Origin of the sequence: Streptomyces erythrochromogenes (assembly GCF_036170895.1) — a bacterium.
In the GTDB taxonomy this organism is placed as follows: Bacteria; Actinomycetota; Actinomycetes; order Streptomycetales; family Streptomycetaceae; genus Streptomyces; species Streptomyces erythrochromogenes.
Map to the genome: position 1 here is coordinate 5,880,602 of NZ_CP108036.1, position 16,905 is coordinate 5,897,506.

A 16,905-nucleotide genomic window follows, 5' to 3' on the forward strand; every position below is an offset into this window, starting at 1 on the left:
TCCGGCCCCGCCCGGGGCTCCCCGGGCGGCCGAACACCCCGGCGGGGTCTACTCCTTCAGTACCGTCGCCTGTCCCGCGACGACGAGCAGGACGTGCTCGCACTCGCCCGCCACCCGGGCGTTCAGCCGGCCCAGCTCGTCACGGAAACGACGGCCCGAGGCGGTCGCCGGAACGACGCCCGAACCGACCTCGTTGCTCACCAGCACCACCTGGCGGCGGGTCGCGCGGACGGCCGCCACCAGAGCGGCGGTCCGCTCGCCCAGCTCCTGCCGCCCGTGCTCGGCCCAGACCTCGTCGTTCCAGGCACCGGCCCGGTCCATGGCGTCGGTCAGCCACAGCGCCAGGCAGTCGATCAGCAGCGGCGGCCCGTCCTCGGCGAGCAGCGGGACCAGCTCGCACGTCTCCACCGTCCGCCAGCTCGCAGGCCGGCGCTCCCGGTGCAGCCCGACCCGCCGCGCCCATTCCGCGTCCCCGTCCCGGGTGCCCCCGGTGGCGACGTAGACCACCTCGGGGAAGGACTCCAGCCGCCGCTCCGCCTCGACCGACTTGCCCGAGCGGGCCCCGCCCAGCACCAGCGTGCGGCGCGGCAGGTCCGGCACCGCGCGGTAGTCGCCGACGAACACGGTGGTCCCGTCCGGCACCGCCCGCGCCCCGGAGGCCGCCAGCCGGCGCTCCAGCTCCCGGCCCGGCGGCACGTCGTGGTCGAGGTGGACGGCGATCACGTCCGTGTCCGGGCCGACGGCCCCGTTGGCCCGCAGCCGGGCCAGCGCCTCGGGGCGCACCAGCACGTCGGCGAGCACCATGTCGTACGGGCGCTGCCCGGCCCGCCCGGCGGTCCCGGCCGGCGCCCCGCCCGGCGGCAGGTACAGCAGCCGGCCGCCGTCCGGGCCGGTCACCTCGTACCCCGTGCCCGGCGCGTCCATCGGCACCGCCCGCACCCGGTGCCCGGAGATCACCGAGAGCTCCTGCCCGTCCGGCACCCGCCCGGCGGTCGGCAGCCCCGGCGGCAGCTCCACCGCGGGCCCGTCGTGCGGGTGGGTCAGCAGGACCTGCCGCACCCCGGCCAGCGAATGCCCGGCCCGGGCGCCGGCCAGCACCGCACCGGGGGTCAGGTCGAGCAGCAGCGCCCCGTCGACGAGGACCGCCGTGGCGGCGCGCGAGCGCGGCCCGACGGAGACGGCGCAGGCCGCACAGGGGCAGCCGGGGCGGGGCAGCCCCTCGGGGGTACCGGTGCCGAGCAGAGTGAGTTCCACAGGATGATCCTCCCGCGTCGCGGAGACTGCTGCGCGCCCGGTTACTCTGCGGGCAGACTCAAGGCGAGAAGCGTGTGAGCAGCGGACGAGCAACGGAGGCGGACATGGCGTGGACGTGGCGGTTCGAGACGGCCGAGGGCACCGAGACGAGCCCGTCGGTGGTACCCGAGGAGTTCACCACGCAGGGAGACGCGGAGTCCTGGATCGGGGAGTACTGGAAGGACCTGCTGGAGGGCGGTACCGAACAGGTGAAGCTGTCCGACGACAGCGGCACGGAGCTCTACACGATGAGCCTGCGCTCCGCGCTGGAGGCCTGACCCCTCCGAGCCGTTCGGCCCGCCGCATCCGCGGCGGGCCGAACGGCCGGAGTCAGCCCCGGACGCCGCAGAGGTGCAGCAGTGCGGCGACACCCCGGTAGGGGTCGGTGCGGCCGGCTCGGTCCTCGGCGGCCAGCAGCTGCTCCAGCTCCTCGTCGGGCGGCAGCACCTCGCCGGCCTCGGTGCCGTCCGTGAAGATGCGTACGCCGTACCAGGCCTGCAGCGGCGCACCGATCCCCGACAGGGTCGCGGTCAGCCCGGCCAGCCGGTCGGCGCGTACGTCCAGGCCCAGCCGGTTCGTGTAGTCGGTGCTGTCGAAGGCGGCCAGCGCGCCCTTCCAGTCACCGTCCAGCCCGTGCCGCATGGCGAGGGCGTCGCCGTTGCGCACCAGCAGGGACAGCAGTCCGCCCGGGGCCAGCATCCGGGCCAGCCCGGCGAGCATGGCGTCCGGCTCGGGCACGTACATCAGCACCCCGTGGCACAGCACCACGTCGAAGCTGCCCGGAAGGAAATGGGCGCCGGTCTCGCGCCCGTCCCCCTCCAGCAGCTTCACCCGGTCGCGGATCCCGGCGGGCTCCACGGCCAGTGCCTCGCGTGCGACGGCCAGCATGCCCGGATCCTGCTCCAGGCCCGTCACCTTGTGCCCGGCGCGGGCGAGGCGCAGCGCCTGGGTGCCCTGGCCCATGCCGACGTCGAGAACGCGCAGCCGCTGCCCCACGGGGAAGCGCTGCGCGATCTGTTCGTCGACCTGTCGGCCCACGAGCTCCTGACGGACCGCGTTGCGCAGTCCGCCCAGGCCCTCGAGCCACAGGCGTGCCCCCTCGGCGAAGCCTTCCCCCGACGCGCCGGGCGTCCCTCCGGTCAGGGCCGTTCCCCGCGCTTGACCTGCGGCTTCGGCAGGCGCAGCCGGCGCATCTGCAGGGTGCGCATGAGGCCGTACGCGACCGCGCCGCGGCGCGGCTCGTTCGGGAAGCGCTCGTTGAGCGACTTGCGCAGGCGGAACACCAGACCGATGGAGTCCAGGACGATCAGCACGATCACGCCGAGCCACAGCAGCAGCGCGATGTTCTGGATCGTGGGCTGGCGCACCATGCTGAGCACGAGGATGGCCACGGCCAGCGGCAGGAACATCTCGGCGACCGAGAAGCGGGAGTCCACGAAGTCGCGGACGAACCGGCGGACGGGGCCCTTGTCGCGCGTGGGCAGGTAACGCTCGTCGCCGTTGGCCAGCGCCTCGCGCTGCTTGGCCATCTCGGCGCGGCGGCGCTCACGGGCTCGCTTCACGTCCTCCTTGCGGTTGCCGGTCGAGGCCACCACGGCCTTGCGCTGCGACTGTGCCACGGCGCGCTTCGGCGTAGGGCGGCCCTTCGGGGCCTGCGGGTCACGGGGCTGCGAGAGGTCGGCGCTCACCTTGTCGGTGGCGGCGGCCTTCTCTTCCTTGGAGGAGCGGCTACCAAACACAAAACCCAAGCCTACGTGGTTGCGGCCACCGGCCCCACCCCGGTGGGGAACGATCCGGCAACGGCGGGCGTCCTTCCCTGTGCACGGTCCGAGCAGCGGGGCCCGCCGTCCGTACGGTCGGGGACCCACCTACTCCTCACGCCTGATACGGCGGAGGCGTAGTCGTCCTGGAGGAGGAGCGCATCCGTCCTCGAACAGTGCGGTAATGGAGACAGGGCCCGTACTGTGGGTTCTGTCGGTGACCTGGAGCACAGTCCGTCTAGAAGGGGGCGCGCGAAGCCCATGAGCGGTGTCATGAAGCGTATGGGGATGATCTTCCGCGCGAAGGCGAACAAGGCCCTTGACCGGGCCGAGGACCCGCGCGAAACCCTCGACTACTCGTACCAGAAGCAGCTCGAACTGCTGCAGAAGGTACGCCGCGGCGTCGCCGACGTGGCGACGTCCCGCAAGCGCCTCGAACTGCAGCTGAACCAGCTGCAGGGGCAGTCCGCCAAGCTGGAGGACCAGGGCCGCAAGGCCCTCGCCCTGGGCCGCGAGGACCTGGCTCGTGAGGCCCTGTCCCGTCGTGCCTCGCTCCAGCAGCAGGTCAGCGACCTGGAGGTGCAGCACCAGACCCTCCAGGGCGAGGAGGAGAAGCTGACGCTGGCCGCGCAGCGGCTCCAGGCGAAGGTGGACGCCTTCCGCACGAAGAAGGAGACCATCAAGGCCACCTACACCGCGGCCCAGGCCCAGACCCGGATCGCGGAGTCCTTCTCCGGCATCTCCGAGGAGATGAGCGACGTCGGCCTGGCCATCCAGCGCGCCGAGGACAAGACCGCCCAGCTGCAGGCCCGGGCCGGCGCGATCGACGAGCTGCTGGCCTCCGGCGCCCTCGACGACCAGAGCGGCCTCGGCTCCAAGGACGACATCCAGGCCGAGCTGGACCGGCTGTCGGGCGGCACGGACGTGGAGCTGGAGCTCCAGCGGATGAAGGCGGAGCTGGCCGGCGGCCCGTCCGCCCAGCAGCAGGCCATCGAGGGCGGCGCCCAGGGCAACGCCCAGCAGCCGCAGACCCAGCACCGGTTCGACAAGCAGTAGGACGGGGCCGTCATGATCGTCCGCATCATGGGGGAAGGCCAGCTGGACGTGGCCGACAGCCACTTCGCCCAGCTCAACAAGCTGGACGACGAGCTGCTCGCGGAGATGGAGGGCGGCGACGAGGAGGGCTTCCGGCGCACCCTGGGGGCGCTGCTCGAAGCCGTCCGACGGCTGGGCGCGCCGCTCCCGGACGACGCCCTGGAGCCGTCCGAGCTGATCCTGCCGGGGCCCGACGCGAGCCTCGACGAGGTCAGGCAGATGCTCCGCGACGACGGCCTGATCCCGGGCTGAGACCGGACGCACCGACACGACGACGGGCCCTCCCCTGCCGGGGGAGGGCCCGTCGTCGTGTCGTGTGTGCCGGTCCGTCCACCGCTCACTCCGGCGGCGCCGGCGGCTTCTCCAGGGGCACCGGCCGCGGGTCCGGGGCGCCGCCGATGAAGTCCTCGAACCTGCGCCGCCGCCGCGTCCAGCGCCGGTCGTGGTGGAAGGCCCGCAGCCCGGCCTTGGCCCGGGCGCGCGGCCGGTTCACGTAGAACCGCTTGGCGTACGGGGAACCGGGCCGGGCCAGCCGGATCGCGCCGACCAGCGCCACGAAGGGGATGACGACGCCGAAGAGCGCGGTGCGGGCCTTGCCCTTCCACAGGGCGAGCAGCGCGAGACAGAAGTTGCCGGCCGCGTTCATCACGACCAGCCCGCGGCTCTGGCGCTCCTCTGGGGTCAGGTCGTTCACCCCGAAGGGCACGAACCCGCCCAGTACCAGGGCCACCACCGCGGCCGTCACGACCACGATCTCCACGCTCTTGCGGCCCTGCTCGCTCCAGTAGACGTCGTCGAGGTGCAGGATCAGCGCGAACTCGTCCAGGACCAGCCCCGCGCCCAGCCCGAAGATCACGGCCGAGAGGGCCGCGCCGAAGCCGTTGCGGGCGCTGCCGATCGCACCGAAGCCGCCGATGATCACGAGGATCACTCCCGGCACCACGTGGTGGATGTGCAGGCCGCCCGGGGTGACGTTCTTGAAGGGGCCGCGGCCGGCCCGGATCGTACGCGTGATCACGCGGGTGACCAGGAACGACGTCACGAAGGACACCAGGGCGAGCAGCATGGGCAGCTTTCCTGGCTCGATGATGTTCCGATACCACCAGTGACCCATCCCACTGACTCCCTATTTGGAACGTAATGGGTAATTTACCGCCCGCTCCGAGCGGGTAGCGTTCGCGCCGATGACAGATTCGTTCGACGGTCCGCCCCTGACGCCGCCCCCGGAACGCGCCTCGTTCCGCGACGGCGTCCGCTTCGCCTTCGGCACCCTCACCGTGCTGCCCGCCCGCATCACCCGCTGGGACCGCCCCGCGGCCCGCACCGGAATGGCCTGCGCCCCGCTCGCCGGACTGGTCGTCGGCGCGCTCGCGGCCGTTCCCGGAGTGCTCCTGCTGCTGCTCGGCGCCGGACCGCTGCTCGCGGCGGCCGTCACCGCCGCCGTACCGGCGGCGCTGACCCGGGGACTGCACCTGGACGGACTGGCCGACACGGCGGACGGCCTCGGCAGCGCCAAACCGGCCGACGAGGCACTGCGCATCATGAAGAAGTCCGACATCGGACCCTTCGGCGTGATCGCCCTGGTCGTCGTCCTGCTCGTGCAGACGGCCGCCCTCTTCGAGCTGTACGCCGAGAGCTGGGTCCGCGGCGCCCTCGCCGCCGTCATCGCCGCCGTCACGGCCCGCCTCGCCATGACCCTGGCCTCCCGCGAGGGCGTCCCGCCCGCCCGGCCCGAGGGGCTCGGCGCCGCGGTCGCCGGGGTCGTCCCGCGCCCGGTGGCCGTCGCCCTCGCGGCCCTCGTCACCGCCGCGGCCGCCGCGGCCGCCCTCCCGACCGGCCTGCCCGCCGCGGCCCGGTCCGCGGCGGCGGTCCTCGCCGCCCTGCTCGCCGCGGAACTGCTGCTCCGCCGCTGCGTACGCCGCTTCGACGGGGTCACCGGCGACGTGTTCGGCGCCCTGGCCGAGGTGGCGGCGACCACCGCGCTCGTCGTCCTCGCCCTGGGCTGAGCCCTCCCGGCCGCAGGCCGCCCCGTCCCGTCCCGTCCGGTCCGACGGGACCCCCGTCCGGACCGGAACCGGCCCGCGTACGCTCACCCCGTGGACCACACTCCGACGGACCTGCCCCCCGCCGCGCCCGGCACTCCCATCAAGGTGCTGCTCGCCGACGACCAGGCCCTGCTGCGCAGCGCCTTCAGGGTGCTCGTCGACTCCGAGCCCGACATGGAGGTCGTCGGGGAGGCTTCCGACGGGGCGCAGGCCTTCGCCCTCGCCCGGAGCGAACGCCCCGACGTCGTGCTGATGGACATCCGGATGCCCGGCACCGACGGGCTCGCCGCCACCCGCATGATCAGCGCCGACCCGGAACTCGCCGCCGTGCGCGTGGTGATGCTGACGACCTTCGAGGTGGACGAGTACGTGGTCTCCGCGCTGCGGGCGGGCGCCTCCGGCTTCCTCGGCAAGGGCGCCGAGCCCGAGGAGCTGCTCAACGCCATCCGCGTCGCCGCCGCCGGTGAGGCGCTGCTCTCCCCGGCCGCCACCAAGGGCCTGATCGCCACCTTCCTCGCCCAGGGCGGCGGCGCCGACCCGGCCGCCGCCGGCACCTCGGCCGGGGTCCACGCGGAGCGGCTCGCCGCGCTGACCGTCCGGGAGCGCGAGGTCCTCGTACACGTCGCCGCGGGCCTGTCCAACGACGGCATCGCCGGACGGCTGGAGGTCAGTCCCCTCACCGTCAAGACGCACGTGAACCGGGCCATGGCCAAGCTCGGCGCCCGCGACAGGGCCCAATTGGTGGTCATTGCCTACGAATCGGGACTCGTCCGGCCCCGCGTGGAGTCGGGGGAGTAGCCGCGCAGTAGTGCCGTGTACTACGGACGCGGTATGCCGCACATAAGGACGGCACCTGCGAGCGACGAAACCGGCCCGCCGCATGGGACAGGGTGGGAGTGCCCTCGCGTTCGTCACTGCAGAGAGATCCCATACCCATGTCCTGGCTGTCCCGCTTCAGCCTTGCCCAAAGGGCGTTGGTCGGCCTCGTGTCGATCGTCGCGCTCCTCTTCGGCGCCATAGCCATTCCGCAGCTCAAGCAGCAGCTGCTGCCCTCCATCGAACTCCCGATGGTGTCCGTGCTCGCGCCGTACCAGGGCGCCTCGCCCGACGTGGTGGAGAAGCAGGTCGTCGAACCGATCGAAGCCATGCTCAAGGGCGTCGACGGCATCACCGGCATCACCTCCACCGCCAGCGAGGGCAACGCCCTCATCATGGCCACCTTCGACTACGGCGACAGTGGCACCAAGCAGCTCGTCGCCGACGTCCAGCAGGCCGTCAACCGCGCCCGCGTCCGGCTGCCCGCCGACGTGGACCCGCAGGTGGTGGCCGGTTCCACCGACGACATCCCGACGGTGATCCTCGCCGTCACCTCCGACAAGGACCAGCAGGCCCTCGCCGACCAGCTCGAGAAGTCCGTCGTGCCCGTCCTCTCGGACATCGAGGGCGTCGGCCAGGTCAGCGTCGACGGCGTCCAGGACCTCCAGGTCACCGTCACCCCCGACGAGGCCAAGCTCGCCGCCGCCGGCCTCGACGGCTCCGCCCTCGCCCAGGGCCTCCAGGCGGGCGGCGCCGCCGTCCCCGCCGGCTCCTTCGACGAGGCGGGCAAGAACCGCACCGTCCGCGTGGGCAACGGCTTCACCTCCCTCACCCAGGTCGAGGACCTGCGGCTGAGCCCCGCCCCGGGGAAGCCCGCGGTCCGCCTCGGCGACGTCGCAGTCGTCAAGCAGGAGCCGGCCAAGGCCGTCTCCATCACCCGCACCAACGGCAAGCCCAGCCTCGCCCTCGTCCTGACCATGGACAAGGACGGCAGCGCCGTCGCCATCTCCGACGCCGTCAAGGACAAGCTGCCCGAGCTGCGTTCCACGCTCGGCGCCGGCGCCGAGCTGACCGTCGTCAGCGATCAGGGCCCGGCCGTCGCCAAGTCCATCTCCAGCCTCACCACGGAGGGCATGCTCGGCCTGCTCTTCGCGGTGATCGTGATCCTGGTCTTCCTGGCGTCGCTGCGCTCGACGCTGGTCACGGCGGTCTCCATCCCGCTGTCCGTGGTCCTCGCGCTCATCGTGCTGTGGACCCGCGACCTGTCGCTCAACATGCTGACCCTCGGCGCGCTGACCATCGCCATCGGCCGGGTCGTCGACGACTCGATCGTGGTCCTGGAGAACATCAAGCGCCACCTCGGCTACGGCGAGGAGCGCGAGGCCGCGATCATCACCGCGGTCAAGGAGGTCGCCGGCGCGGTCACCTCCTCCACGCTCACCACCGTCGCCGTGTTCCTGCCCATCGGCCTCACCGGCGGCATGATCGGCGAGCTCTTCGGCTCCTTCTCGCTCACCGTCACCGCGGCCCTGCTGGCCTCGCTGCTCGTCTCGCTGACGGTCGTTCCGGTGCTCTCGTACTGGTTCCTCAGCGCGCCCAAGGGCGTCACGCCCGGGGACGCCGAGAGCGCGGCGCAGGCCCGGCGCGAGGCCGAGGAGAAGGAGGCGCGCAGCCGCCTCCAGCGCTTCTACGTCCGCGTCCTGGGCTTCGCCACCCGGCGCCGCCTGACCAGTGTGGCCATCGCGGTGGTCGTCCTCCTCGGCACCTTCGGCATGACCCCCCTGTTGAAGACCAACTTCTTCGACCAGGGCGAGCAGGACCTCCTGACGGTCAAGCAGGAGCTCGCCCCGGGCACCTCGCTGGCCGCCTCGGACGAGGCGAGCCGCAAGGTCGAGAAGGTGCTGGGCTCGGTCGGCGGCGTCAAGAGCTACCAGGTCACCGTCGGCTCCTCCGGCTTCCTCGCGGCCTTCGGCGGCGGCACCGGCTCCAACCAGGCCTCCTACCAGGTCACCCTGAAGGACGCCGGCGACACCGAGGCCGTGAAGAAGCGGATCGAGGACCAGCTGGCCGCCCTCGACGGCATCGGCGAGACCCGCGTCGCGGCCGGCGACGCCTTCGGCAGCCAGAACCTCAGCGTGGTCGTCAAGGCCGGCGACGGCGAGGTCCTCGCCAAGGCCGCCGAGCAGGTCCGCGCCGAGGTGGCCGAGCTCGACAACGTCACCGACGTGCAGAGCGACCTGTCCCAGTCCGTGCCCCGGATCTCGGTGACCGCCACCCCCAAGGCGGCGGACGCCGGCCTGAACCAGGCCGCGATCGGCGCGATCGTCGCCCAGGCCGTCCGCGGCAACCCGGCCGGCAAGGCCGTACTGGACGACACCGAGCGGGACATCGTCATCAAGTCCGCGCAGCCGGCCACCACCCTGGCCGAACTGCAGGCGCTCCCGGTCGGCCCGGTCAGGCTCGGCGACATCGCCGAGGTCAAGGAGGTCCCCGGCCCGGTCGCGATGACCCGGATCGACGGCGCCCGCGCCGCGACCATCACCGCGCGCCCGCAGGGCGACAACACGGGCGCGGTCAGCGCCGAACTGCAGACGAAGCTCAAGGCCCTGGACCTGCCCGCCGGCGCCACGGCCTCCATCGGCGGCGTCTCCGAGGACCAGGACGAGGCGTTCGGCTCACTCGGCCTCGCCATGCTCGCGGCCATCGCGATCGTGTTCATGCTGCTGGTGGCGACCTTCCGCTCGCTCGTCCAGCCGCTGATCCTGCTGGTGTCCATCCCGTTCGCGGCGACCGGCGCGCTCGGCCTGCTCCTCGTCACCGGCACCCCGATGGGCGTCCCGGCGATGATCGGCATGCTGATGCTCATCGGCATCGTCGTGACCAACGCGATCGTCCTGATCGACCTGGTCAACCAGTACCGCGCCCAGGGCCTCGGCGTCGTCGAGGCGGTCGTCGAGGGCGGCCGGCACCGTCTGCGCCCGATCCTCATGACGGCCCTGGCGACGATCTTCGCGCTGCTCCCGATGGCGCTCGGCGTCACCGGCGAGGGCGGCTTCATCTCGCAGCCGCTCGCCGTCGTGGTGATCGGCGGCCTGGTCAGCTCGACCCTGCTGACGCTGCTCCTGGTGCCGACCCTCTACACGATGGTCGAGCTCCGCAAGGAGCGCCGCCGCGCCAAGAAGACGGCCCGCCTGACGGTGGTGCCGCCGCAGGACCAGCCGGAGGAGACCCCGGCCAAGGTCTGACCGGCCGGGTGGGCCGAGCTGCTCGGCCCACCCGCCCGAACGCCGGAGAGAGAAGAGGGGCGGCTCCCGTACGGGAGCCGCCCCTCTTCTCTCTCCGGCGTCTGCGGGCTCAGCCGCGCCGTCGCCCCCTACGGGAGGGCGAGCATGCGCTCCAGCGCGAGCTTCGCGAAGCTCTCCGTCTCCTTGTCGACCTGGATCTGGTTGACGAGGGTGCCCTCGGCCAGCGACTCCAGCGTCCACACCAGGTGCGGGAGGTCGATGCGGTTCATCGTCGAGCAGAAGCAGACCGTCTTGTCGAGGAAGACGACTTCCTTGTCCTCGGCAGCGAATCGGTTCGCCAGACGGCGGACCAGGTTCAGCTCGGTGCCGATGGCCCACTTGGAGCCGGCCGGAGCCGCCTCCAGCGCCTTGATGATGTACTCCGTCGAGCCGACGTAGTCCGCGGCCGCCACGACCTCGTGCTTGCACTCGGGGTGGACCAGGACGTTCACGCCGGGGATGCGGGCGCGGACGTCGTTGACCGAGTCGACCGAGAACCGGCCGTGGACCGAGCAGTGCCCGCGCCACAGGATCATCTTGGCGTTCCGCAGCTGCTCGACGGTGAGGCCGCCGTTCGGCTTGTGCGGGTTGTAGAGCACACAGTCGTCCAGGGACATGCCCATGTCGCGGACGGCGGTGTTGCGGCCCAGGTGCTGGTCCGGGAGGAAGAGGATCTTCTCGCCCTGCTCGAACGCCCACTCCAGGGCCTTCTTCGCGTTGGACGAGGTACAGATCGTGCCGCCGTGCTTGCCGGTGAAGGCCTTGATGTCGGCGGAGGAGTTCATGTACGAGACGGGCACCGTGGTGTCGGCGATGCCGGCCTCGGTCAGCGCGTCCCAGCACTCCGCGACCTGCTCGGCGGTGGCCATGTCGGCCATCGAGCAGCCGGCGGCCAGGTCCGGCAGGACCACCTTCTGGTCGTCCGAGGTCAGGATGTCCGCGGACTCGGCCATGAAGTGGACGCCGCAGAAGACGATGTACTCGGCCTCCGGCTTGGCGGCCGCGTCCTTGGCCAGCTTGAAGGAGTCACCGGTGACGTCGGCGAACTCGATGACCTCGTCACGCTGGTAGTGGTGGCCGAGGATGAAGACCTTGTCCCCGAGCTTCTCCTTGGCCGCGCGGGCGCGCTCCACGAGGTCCGGGTCGGACGGCGAGGGCAGGTCGCCGGGGCACTCCACCCCGCGCTCGCTCTTGGGGTCGGCCTCACGGCCGAGCAGCAGCAGGGCAAGGGGCGTCGGCTGGACGTCCAACGGCTGGGCGGTGGTCACGACACGCACCCTTTCTGTTCTGCGACGAGGGATTTCAGGATCATCGCTTCGACTTCTCGTCTACTTGACGCTATCTATCATAACCGCTTCACGTCAGTTTGACGATGCCGATAGTGTCAATGTGACGCATCAGCCCTCGATTCGCCGGGCCCGCGTCCGCGCGCGGTGTGCGAGCATGAATATCTGAAACAAGCGTCGGGTCCCGGAATGAATCCGCGGTCCCGCTCGTTGCCACCGACGGCAAGAGTCCGACGTTTCCCCGCACCCCGCGGGGAGCCGCCCACTTCGGGAGTGAATGCAGATGTCCGTACAGGACGACAAGACCACTGTGAGCGACGGCATCCTCCTGTCCGACGCCGCCGCCGAGAAGGTCAGGACCCTGCTGGAGCAGGAAGGCCGCGATGACCTGGCGCTCCGCGTCGCCGTCCAGCCCGGCGGCTGCTCCGGCCTGCGCTACCAGCTCTTCTTCGACGAGCGCTCCCTCGACGGCGACGTCGTGAAGGACTTCGACGGTGTGAAGGTCGTCACCGACCGCATGAGCTCCCCGTACCTCCACGGTGCCTCCATCGACTTCGTCGACACCATCGAGAAGCAGGGCTTCACGATCGACAACCCGAACGCCACGGGCTCCTGCGCCTGCGGCGACTCGTTCAGCTAAGCCTGAACCGCCCGAACGACGAGGGCCCGTCCCGGTCGCATCCGACCGGGGCGGGCCCTCGCGCATGCCCAGGGGGCGGCTGCCGCGCTACTGCCGGGGGAGCTCCTTGCCCGTCGTGGCGTCCAGCACCTTGCGGTCGCCCAGCGGCTCCTTCAAGGTCACCGACTGGGACCTCTCCTCGGCCAGCATGATGCAGGCCTGACCCGGCTTGTTCGGCGTGTCAGTGATCTTCACCATGACCGACTCCGCCTGCTCCCGCGCCTCCACGGCGTAGGTGCTGCACACGCTGCCCCAGAAGTTCACCGTCAGCTTCCGATCGGCCTCCTTGTACGAGAACCCGGGCACGGTACGGCCGGCCGGCCCCGGCGTGCTCTCCTTCGCGGACGCCGGCTCGGTCACCGTGTGACCCGGCGCGCCGCCCTGGCCCGCCACCTCGAACAGCCAGGCCGGGACCAGCCCCCGCGCTCCGTCGACCGTCCCCGGAGCCAGCCCGAGCACCGCGCCCTTCACCGTCTCGGTGCGCGGCGGCTTCATCGGCCGCGGCTCCGGATTGCACGGCACCGTCTCCGCGGCCCCCACCGCGGCGTCCGCCGTCAGCGGGACCGCGCTCGCGCAGCCGCTGGGTTCCGGTGCGCCGCCGGAACCGTTCGACCTCGCGTTCAGCCGGGCCAGCGCCTCCACGGCCCCGACCACCGGCTGCTCGGCCGCCCGCACCGGCGCCTTCAGCTCGCCGTTGCCGCCCACCACCGAGCCGTCCGCGCCCACGCTCACCTTGGTCGACCAGCCCTGCGTGGGCAGCCCGCCGACCACCGGGTCCGCCGTCACCACCCGCACCGCGCCCTGGGTGAGCCGGGCGTCCAGCTTGGCCCCGTCCTGCCCCAGGGCCTTGAGCACCGGGGCCGCGGCGGCCTTGGCGGCCTCCTCGGACACCGGCTTGCCGCTCCCGCCCGCACCGCCGCCGTCCCGGGGGAGCGTGGCGGGGCCGCAGGTGTCCTTGCCGCGCACGCAGTCGTCCCCGGCGCCGTTGCCCGCGCCGTCGCCGCCCGCCTGGAAGCGGTTGAAGTTCCACGTCCCCGGGGCCGTACGGGCCACCGTCAGCCGCGGCCCGGAGCCGTCGGCGGCCTCCCCGGCCAGCCAGACGTCCCCCTCCAGCCGCGGCGCGCCGGCCATGCCCAGGGCCGCTGCGAGCCGGGCCACATCGGCCTCCGCGACCTCGCCGGACACGCTGTAGGCGGGCGCCGCCGCCGGGGCCTCGGGCAGCTTCACGTCGGCCCGGTAGACCACGCCCGCGCCCGACGGATCCGGCTCCCCGGGGGCGATGCCCGGCCCCGAGGGGTCTCCCGCGTCACGGGGCGCGGAAGCCGCGCTGTCACCCGTACGGCGGGACGCGCCGTCGCTCTGGGCCGCGGACGCCCAGTAGGCGGTACCGCCGCCGGCGAGCAGGACGGCGGCCGCGATCGAGCCGACGACCCAGGCGGGCCGCCGTCGTGTGCCGCTTGAAGTGCCGGGTTCTTCGCTGGTCACTGCATCGCTCCTTCACTTGTCCCGCAGTGTCTGATGCGGGTGTGACGGAACAGGGGCGCAACCGGTTCCCCTCCTGCCTCCTACTGGTCCCCGTACGCGGCGGTGGAGGCGATCAGCCGGGCCGAGGAGGCCGGCACCCTGACCCCGTGGATCTGCGAGGGCGCCACCCGGACCGGCCGGGGACCCTCCTCGACGCCCCAGTGCGGGGCCATCCGGGCGCAGTCCCCCAGCAGACGGGCGAAGCCGGGCCGTCCCGGGCCTTCCGCTCCGCGCCTCTCAGCGGTGTACTCGCAGTAGCCGTAACCGTCGGTATAGGTCATGCAGGCACCGTAGGCACCGGAGCTCTCGCGAAGAAAGACCTACTAAGGGGTAGTTTCTGGGGTTCGTCCTGGGGTTCGGCCCGGGGACACTTACCGGGTAGTTTTGACTGTCCCTCGCCGTCCTCAGCAGGAGCGTCCACGCCGTGCGCATCGCAGTCACCGGCTCCATCGCCACCGACCACCTCATGACCTTCCCCGGCCGATTCGCCGACCAGTTCGTCGCGGACCAGCTGCACACGGTCTCCCTCTCCTTCCTCGTCGACAACCTCGACGTGCGGCGGGGCGGTGTGGGCCCGAACATCTGCTTCGGCATGGGGCAGCTCGGCAGCCGCCCGATCCTGGTCGGAGCCGCCGGCTCCGACTTCGACGAGTACCGCGCCTGGCTCGACCGGCACGGCGTCGACACCGAGTCCGTCCGCATCTCCGAGGTGCTGCACACCGCGCGCTTCGTGTGCACGACGGACTCCGACCACAACCAGATCGGCTCCTTCTACACGGGCGCGATGAGCGAGGCCCGCCTGATCGAGCTGAAGTCCGTGGCCGACCGCGTGGGCGGGCTCGACCTCGTCCTCATCGGCGCGGACGACCCCGAGGCGATGCTGCGCCACACGGAGGAGTGCCGGACGCGGGGGATCCCCTTCGCCGCCGACTTCTCGCAGCAGATCGCCCGCATGGACGGCGACAACATCCGCACCCTGATGGAGGGCGCGACCTACCTCTTCTCGAACGAGTACGAGAAGGGCCTCATCGAGTCGAAGTCCGGCTGGACCGACGAGGAGATCCTCTCCAAGGTCGGCACCCGCGTGACCACGCTGGGCTCCAACGGCGTCAAGATCGAGCGGGCGGGCGAGGCCGCGATCGTCGTCGGCTGCCCCGAGGAGAACGCGAAGGTCGACCCGACCGGCGTCGGCGACGCCTTCCGCGCCGGGTTCCTGACGGGCCTGGGCTGGGGCGTCGGCCTGGAGCGCGCGGCGCAGCTCGGCTGCATGCTCGCGACCCTCGTCATCGAGACGCTGGGCACCCAGGAGTACACGCTGGCCCGCGCGCACTTCATGGAGCGCTTCACCAAGGCCTACGGCGACGAGGCCGCGGCGGAGGTCCAGGCCCACCTGGCCTAGGCCGTTCGGCCTCGCCGGCGTTCGAGGCGCGGGTCCGGGCGGAGCCCGGTGCCCGGCGGAGCCGGGTTCCTGGGGCGCCGCCCCAGACCCGTGCCTCAAACGCCCCCGGCCACCGCTGGGAGGTGCCCCCTGGCGAGGCTCGATTCGGCTCGGCCCTGCCTTCGAACGCAGCGACGTCGGAAGCGGTCGGCGCAGCCCGGGAACGCGGACGAGGCGGCCACGGCGGAGCCGGCAAGGCCGGATCTCGCCCCGCCGTGGCTACGCTCCGCGGCGGACGGTGTAGGCGGTGCCCGTGGGGCGGGGGGTTTCGCCCAGGTATTCGTGCCCCCGCATCGCGCACCACGCCGGGATGTCCAGCCGGGCCACCTCGTCGTCCGACAGGACGGTCACCGTGCCGCCCACCGGGACCCGGACGATGGCCCGGGCCAGCTCGATCACCGGCTGCGGGCACCGCAGCCCGAGCGCGTCGAGCTCCAGGGAATCCGCCTCCGGCGCCACCGCGGCCGGCTCCGAGACGCCGAGCCGCTCCCGTACGCCCGCCACCGCAGCCGGCAGCACCTCCAGGAACGCGTTGACCTCCGCCGCCGGGGTCCCCGGCGGCAGGGACACCCGTACGTTCCCCTCCGACAGCACGCCCATCGCCCGCAGCACATGACTGGGGGTCAGCGTGGAGCTCGTGCAGGAGGAGCCCGAGGAGACCGAGAAGCCCGCCCGGTCCAGCTCGTGCAGCAGCGCCTCCCCGTCGACGTACAGGCAGGAGAAGGTGACCAGGTGCGGCAGCCGCCGGTCCGCGTGGCCGACCACCTCGACGTCCGGGACCAGCCGCACCACCCGCCGCCGGATGCGGTCCACCAGGACCCGCAGCCGGGCGGCCTCCGCGTCCGCCTCCGCCCGTACCGCCCGCAGCGAGGCCGCCGCCGCCACGATCGCGGGAAGGTTCACGAAGCCGGGGGAGCGGCCCGACTCCCTTTCGTCCGCGGGGCCTTGGGGCGAGAACCGCACCCCCTTGCGGACCGCCAGCAGGCCGACCCCGGGCGGGCCGCCCCATTTGTGCGCACTCGCCGCCAGGACGGACCAGGCGCCCTCCACGGGACCCCAGGCCAGCGACTGCGCCGCGTCCACCAGCAGCGGCACCCCGGCCGCCCCGCAGACCTCGGCCACCTCGGCCACCGGCTGGACCGTGCCCACCTCGTGGTTGGCCGACTGGAGGCAGGCCAGGGCGGTCGCCGGGACCAGCGCATCCGCGTACCCGGAGGCGGACACCGCACCCCACCGGTCCACCGGGACCTCGCCAACGCTCCCGCCGCGCGCCTCGTGCGCCGCCGCCGAATGCAGTACAGAACTGTGTTCGACCGCTGATACGACCAGATGGTCGCCGACACGTCGCCGCCCGGCGAGGACGCCGGCGATGCCCGTGTGAACCGCGTGCGTCCCCGAAGGAGTGAACACGAGCTCGTCGGCGCGGCATCCCACCGCCTCCGCGGCGGCCTCCCGCGCCGCGTCCAGGAGCAGCCGCGCGCGCCTGCCCTCCCGGTACAGCCGGGCCGGGTCGGCCCAGCCCTCGTCCAGGGAGGCCTGCAACGCCTGCCGGGCCACGGGGTGCAGGGGAGCGGCGGACGCGCTGTCGAAGTACGGCATCCCGCCACGCTAGCGCCGGCCCCCGAGCGTTCGAGGTCAGGGGGCGTCAGATGGGCCCCGGAGCCCGCCATTCAGGGCCATTCGCA

Annotated in this window: 16 protein-coding genes; 8 read left to right on the forward strand and 8 right to left on the reverse strand. The window is 72.6% G+C overall.

Going from position 1 to position 16,905, the window contains the following annotated elements:
• Positions 1–48: 48 nt before the first annotated feature.
• Positions 49–1,254, reverse strand: coding sequence for a bifunctional adenosylcobinamide kinase/adenosylcobinamide-phosphate guanylyltransferase (locus tag OHA91_RS26890; RefSeq protein ID WP_031153122.1), 1,206 nt, complete (start codon positions 1,252–1,254; stop codon positions 49–51).
• 104 nt (positions 1,255–1,358) lie between these two features.
• On the opposite strand from OHA91_RS26890, the gene OHA91_RS26895 reads away from it, so the two are divergent.
• The gene (locus OHA91_RS26895) at positions 1,359–1,571 is read left to right on the forward strand and encodes a hypothetical protein (protein ID WP_030849308.1); all 213 of its coding nucleotides are present in this window, start codon (positions 1,359–1,361) and stop codon (positions 1,569–1,571) included.
• A gap of 52 nt (positions 1,572–1,623) precedes the next feature.
• On the opposite strand, the gene OHA91_RS26900 is transcribed toward OHA91_RS26895, so the two are convergent.
• Together OHA91_RS26900 and OHA91_RS26905 are read right to left on the reverse strand one after the other, a co-directional pair.
• Entirely contained in the window at positions 1,624–2,382 is a 759-nt protein-coding gene (locus OHA91_RS26900; RefSeq protein ID WP_328741177.1) for a class I SAM-dependent methyltransferase, read from the reverse strand.
• Between the two features lie 50 nt (positions 2,383–2,432).
• A complete protein-coding gene (locus tag OHA91_RS26905; RefSeq protein WP_031153119.1) occupies positions 2,433–3,032 on the reverse strand; it encodes a DUF3043 domain-containing protein in 600 nt (199 codons plus the stop codon).
• Between the two features lie 282 nt (positions 3,033–3,314).
• Between OHA91_RS26905 and OHA91_RS26910 the strand changes: the two genes are divergently transcribed.
• Complete coding sequence (locus OHA91_RS26910; RefSeq protein ID WP_078658699.1) at positions 3,315–4,109, forward strand: PspA/IM30 family protein; 795 nt, start codon at positions 3,315–3,317, stop codon at positions 4,107–4,109.
• Between the two features lie 12 nt (positions 4,110–4,121).
• Positions 4,122–4,400: a PspA-associated protein PspAA gene (gene pspAA / locus OHA91_RS26915; RefSeq protein WP_031153117.1), complete on the forward strand. Its 279-nt coding sequence runs from the start codon at positions 4,122–4,124 to the stop codon at positions 4,398–4,400.
• A gap of 85 nt (positions 4,401–4,485) precedes the next feature.
• On the opposite strand, the gene OHA91_RS26920 is transcribed toward pspAA, so the two are convergent.
• A complete protein-coding gene (locus OHA91_RS26920; RefSeq protein WP_031153115.1) occupies positions 4,486–5,262 on the reverse strand; it encodes a hypothetical protein in 777 nt (258 codons plus the stop codon).
• 70 nt (positions 5,263–5,332) lie between these two features.
• Here OHA91_RS26920 and cobS point away from each other — a divergent pair, with 70 nt between their 5' ends.
• The 3 genes from cobS (at position 5,333) to OHA91_RS26935 (ending at position 10,254) form a co-directional block, all read left to right on the forward strand.
• Positions 5,333–6,154 (forward strand): adenosylcobinamide-GDP ribazoletransferase, encoded by an 822-nt coding sequence (gene cobS / locus OHA91_RS26925; RefSeq protein ID WP_328740186.1) that lies wholly within the window; start codon positions 5,333–5,335, stop codon positions 6,152–6,154.
• A 90-nt stretch (positions 6,155–6,244) separates the two neighbouring features.
• Positions 6,245–6,991: a response regulator gene (locus OHA91_RS26930; protein ID WP_245240164.1), complete on the forward strand. Its 747-nt coding sequence runs from the start codon at positions 6,245–6,247 to the stop codon at positions 6,989–6,991.
• Positions 6,992–7,128: 137 nt separating this feature from the next.
• Positions 7,129–10,254 (forward strand): efflux RND transporter permease subunit, encoded by a 3,126-nt coding sequence (locus OHA91_RS26935; RefSeq protein WP_328740187.1) that lies wholly within the window; start codon positions 7,129–7,131, stop codon positions 10,252–10,254.
• Between the two features lie 128 nt (positions 10,255–10,382).
• Here the strand turns inward: OHA91_RS26935 and nadA are convergent, their stop codons facing one another.
• Complete coding sequence (gene nadA, locus OHA91_RS26940; protein ID WP_031153109.1) at positions 10,383–11,570, reverse strand: quinolinate synthase NadA; 1,188 nt, start codon at positions 11,568–11,570, stop codon at positions 10,383–10,385.
• Between the two features lie 292 nt (positions 11,571–11,862).
• Between nadA and erpA the strand changes: the two genes are divergently transcribed.
• Complete coding sequence (gene erpA, locus OHA91_RS26945) at positions 11,863–12,219, forward strand: iron-sulfur cluster insertion protein ErpA (RefSeq protein ID WP_030010511.1); 357 nt, start codon at positions 11,863–11,865, stop codon at positions 12,217–12,219.
• Positions 12,220–12,306: 87 nt separating this feature from the next.
• Here the strand turns inward: erpA and OHA91_RS26950 are convergent, their stop codons facing one another.
• The gene (locus tag OHA91_RS26950) at positions 12,307–13,743 is read right to left on the reverse strand and encodes a hypothetical protein (RefSeq protein WP_031153107.1); all 1,437 of its coding nucleotides are present in this window, start codon (positions 13,741–13,743) and stop codon (positions 12,307–12,309) included.
• 80 nt (positions 13,744–13,823) lie between these two features.
• Positions 13,824–14,063, reverse strand: a complete 240-nt coding sequence (locus OHA91_RS26955) for a hypothetical protein (protein WP_031153105.1) — start codon at positions 14,061–14,063, stop codon at positions 13,824–13,826.
• A 143-nt stretch (positions 14,064–14,206) separates the two neighbouring features.
• Here OHA91_RS26955 and OHA91_RS26960 point away from each other — a divergent pair, with 143 nt between their 5' ends.
• The gene (locus OHA91_RS26960; RefSeq protein WP_031153103.1) at positions 14,207–15,181 is read left to right on the forward strand and encodes a carbohydrate kinase family protein; all 975 of its coding nucleotides are present in this window, start codon (positions 14,207–14,209) and stop codon (positions 15,179–15,181) included.
• A gap of 258 nt (positions 15,182–15,439) precedes the next feature.
• On the opposite strand, the gene OHA91_RS26965 is transcribed toward OHA91_RS26960, so the two are convergent.
• Positions 15,440–16,819 carry a cysteine desulfurase/sulfurtransferase TusA family protein gene (locus OHA91_RS26965; protein WP_328740188.1) on the reverse strand — a complete coding sequence of 460 codons (1,380 nt, stop codon included), beginning with the start codon at positions 16,817–16,819 and terminating at the stop codon, positions 15,440–15,442.
• Between the last annotated feature and the right edge of the window lie 86 nt (positions 16,820–16,905).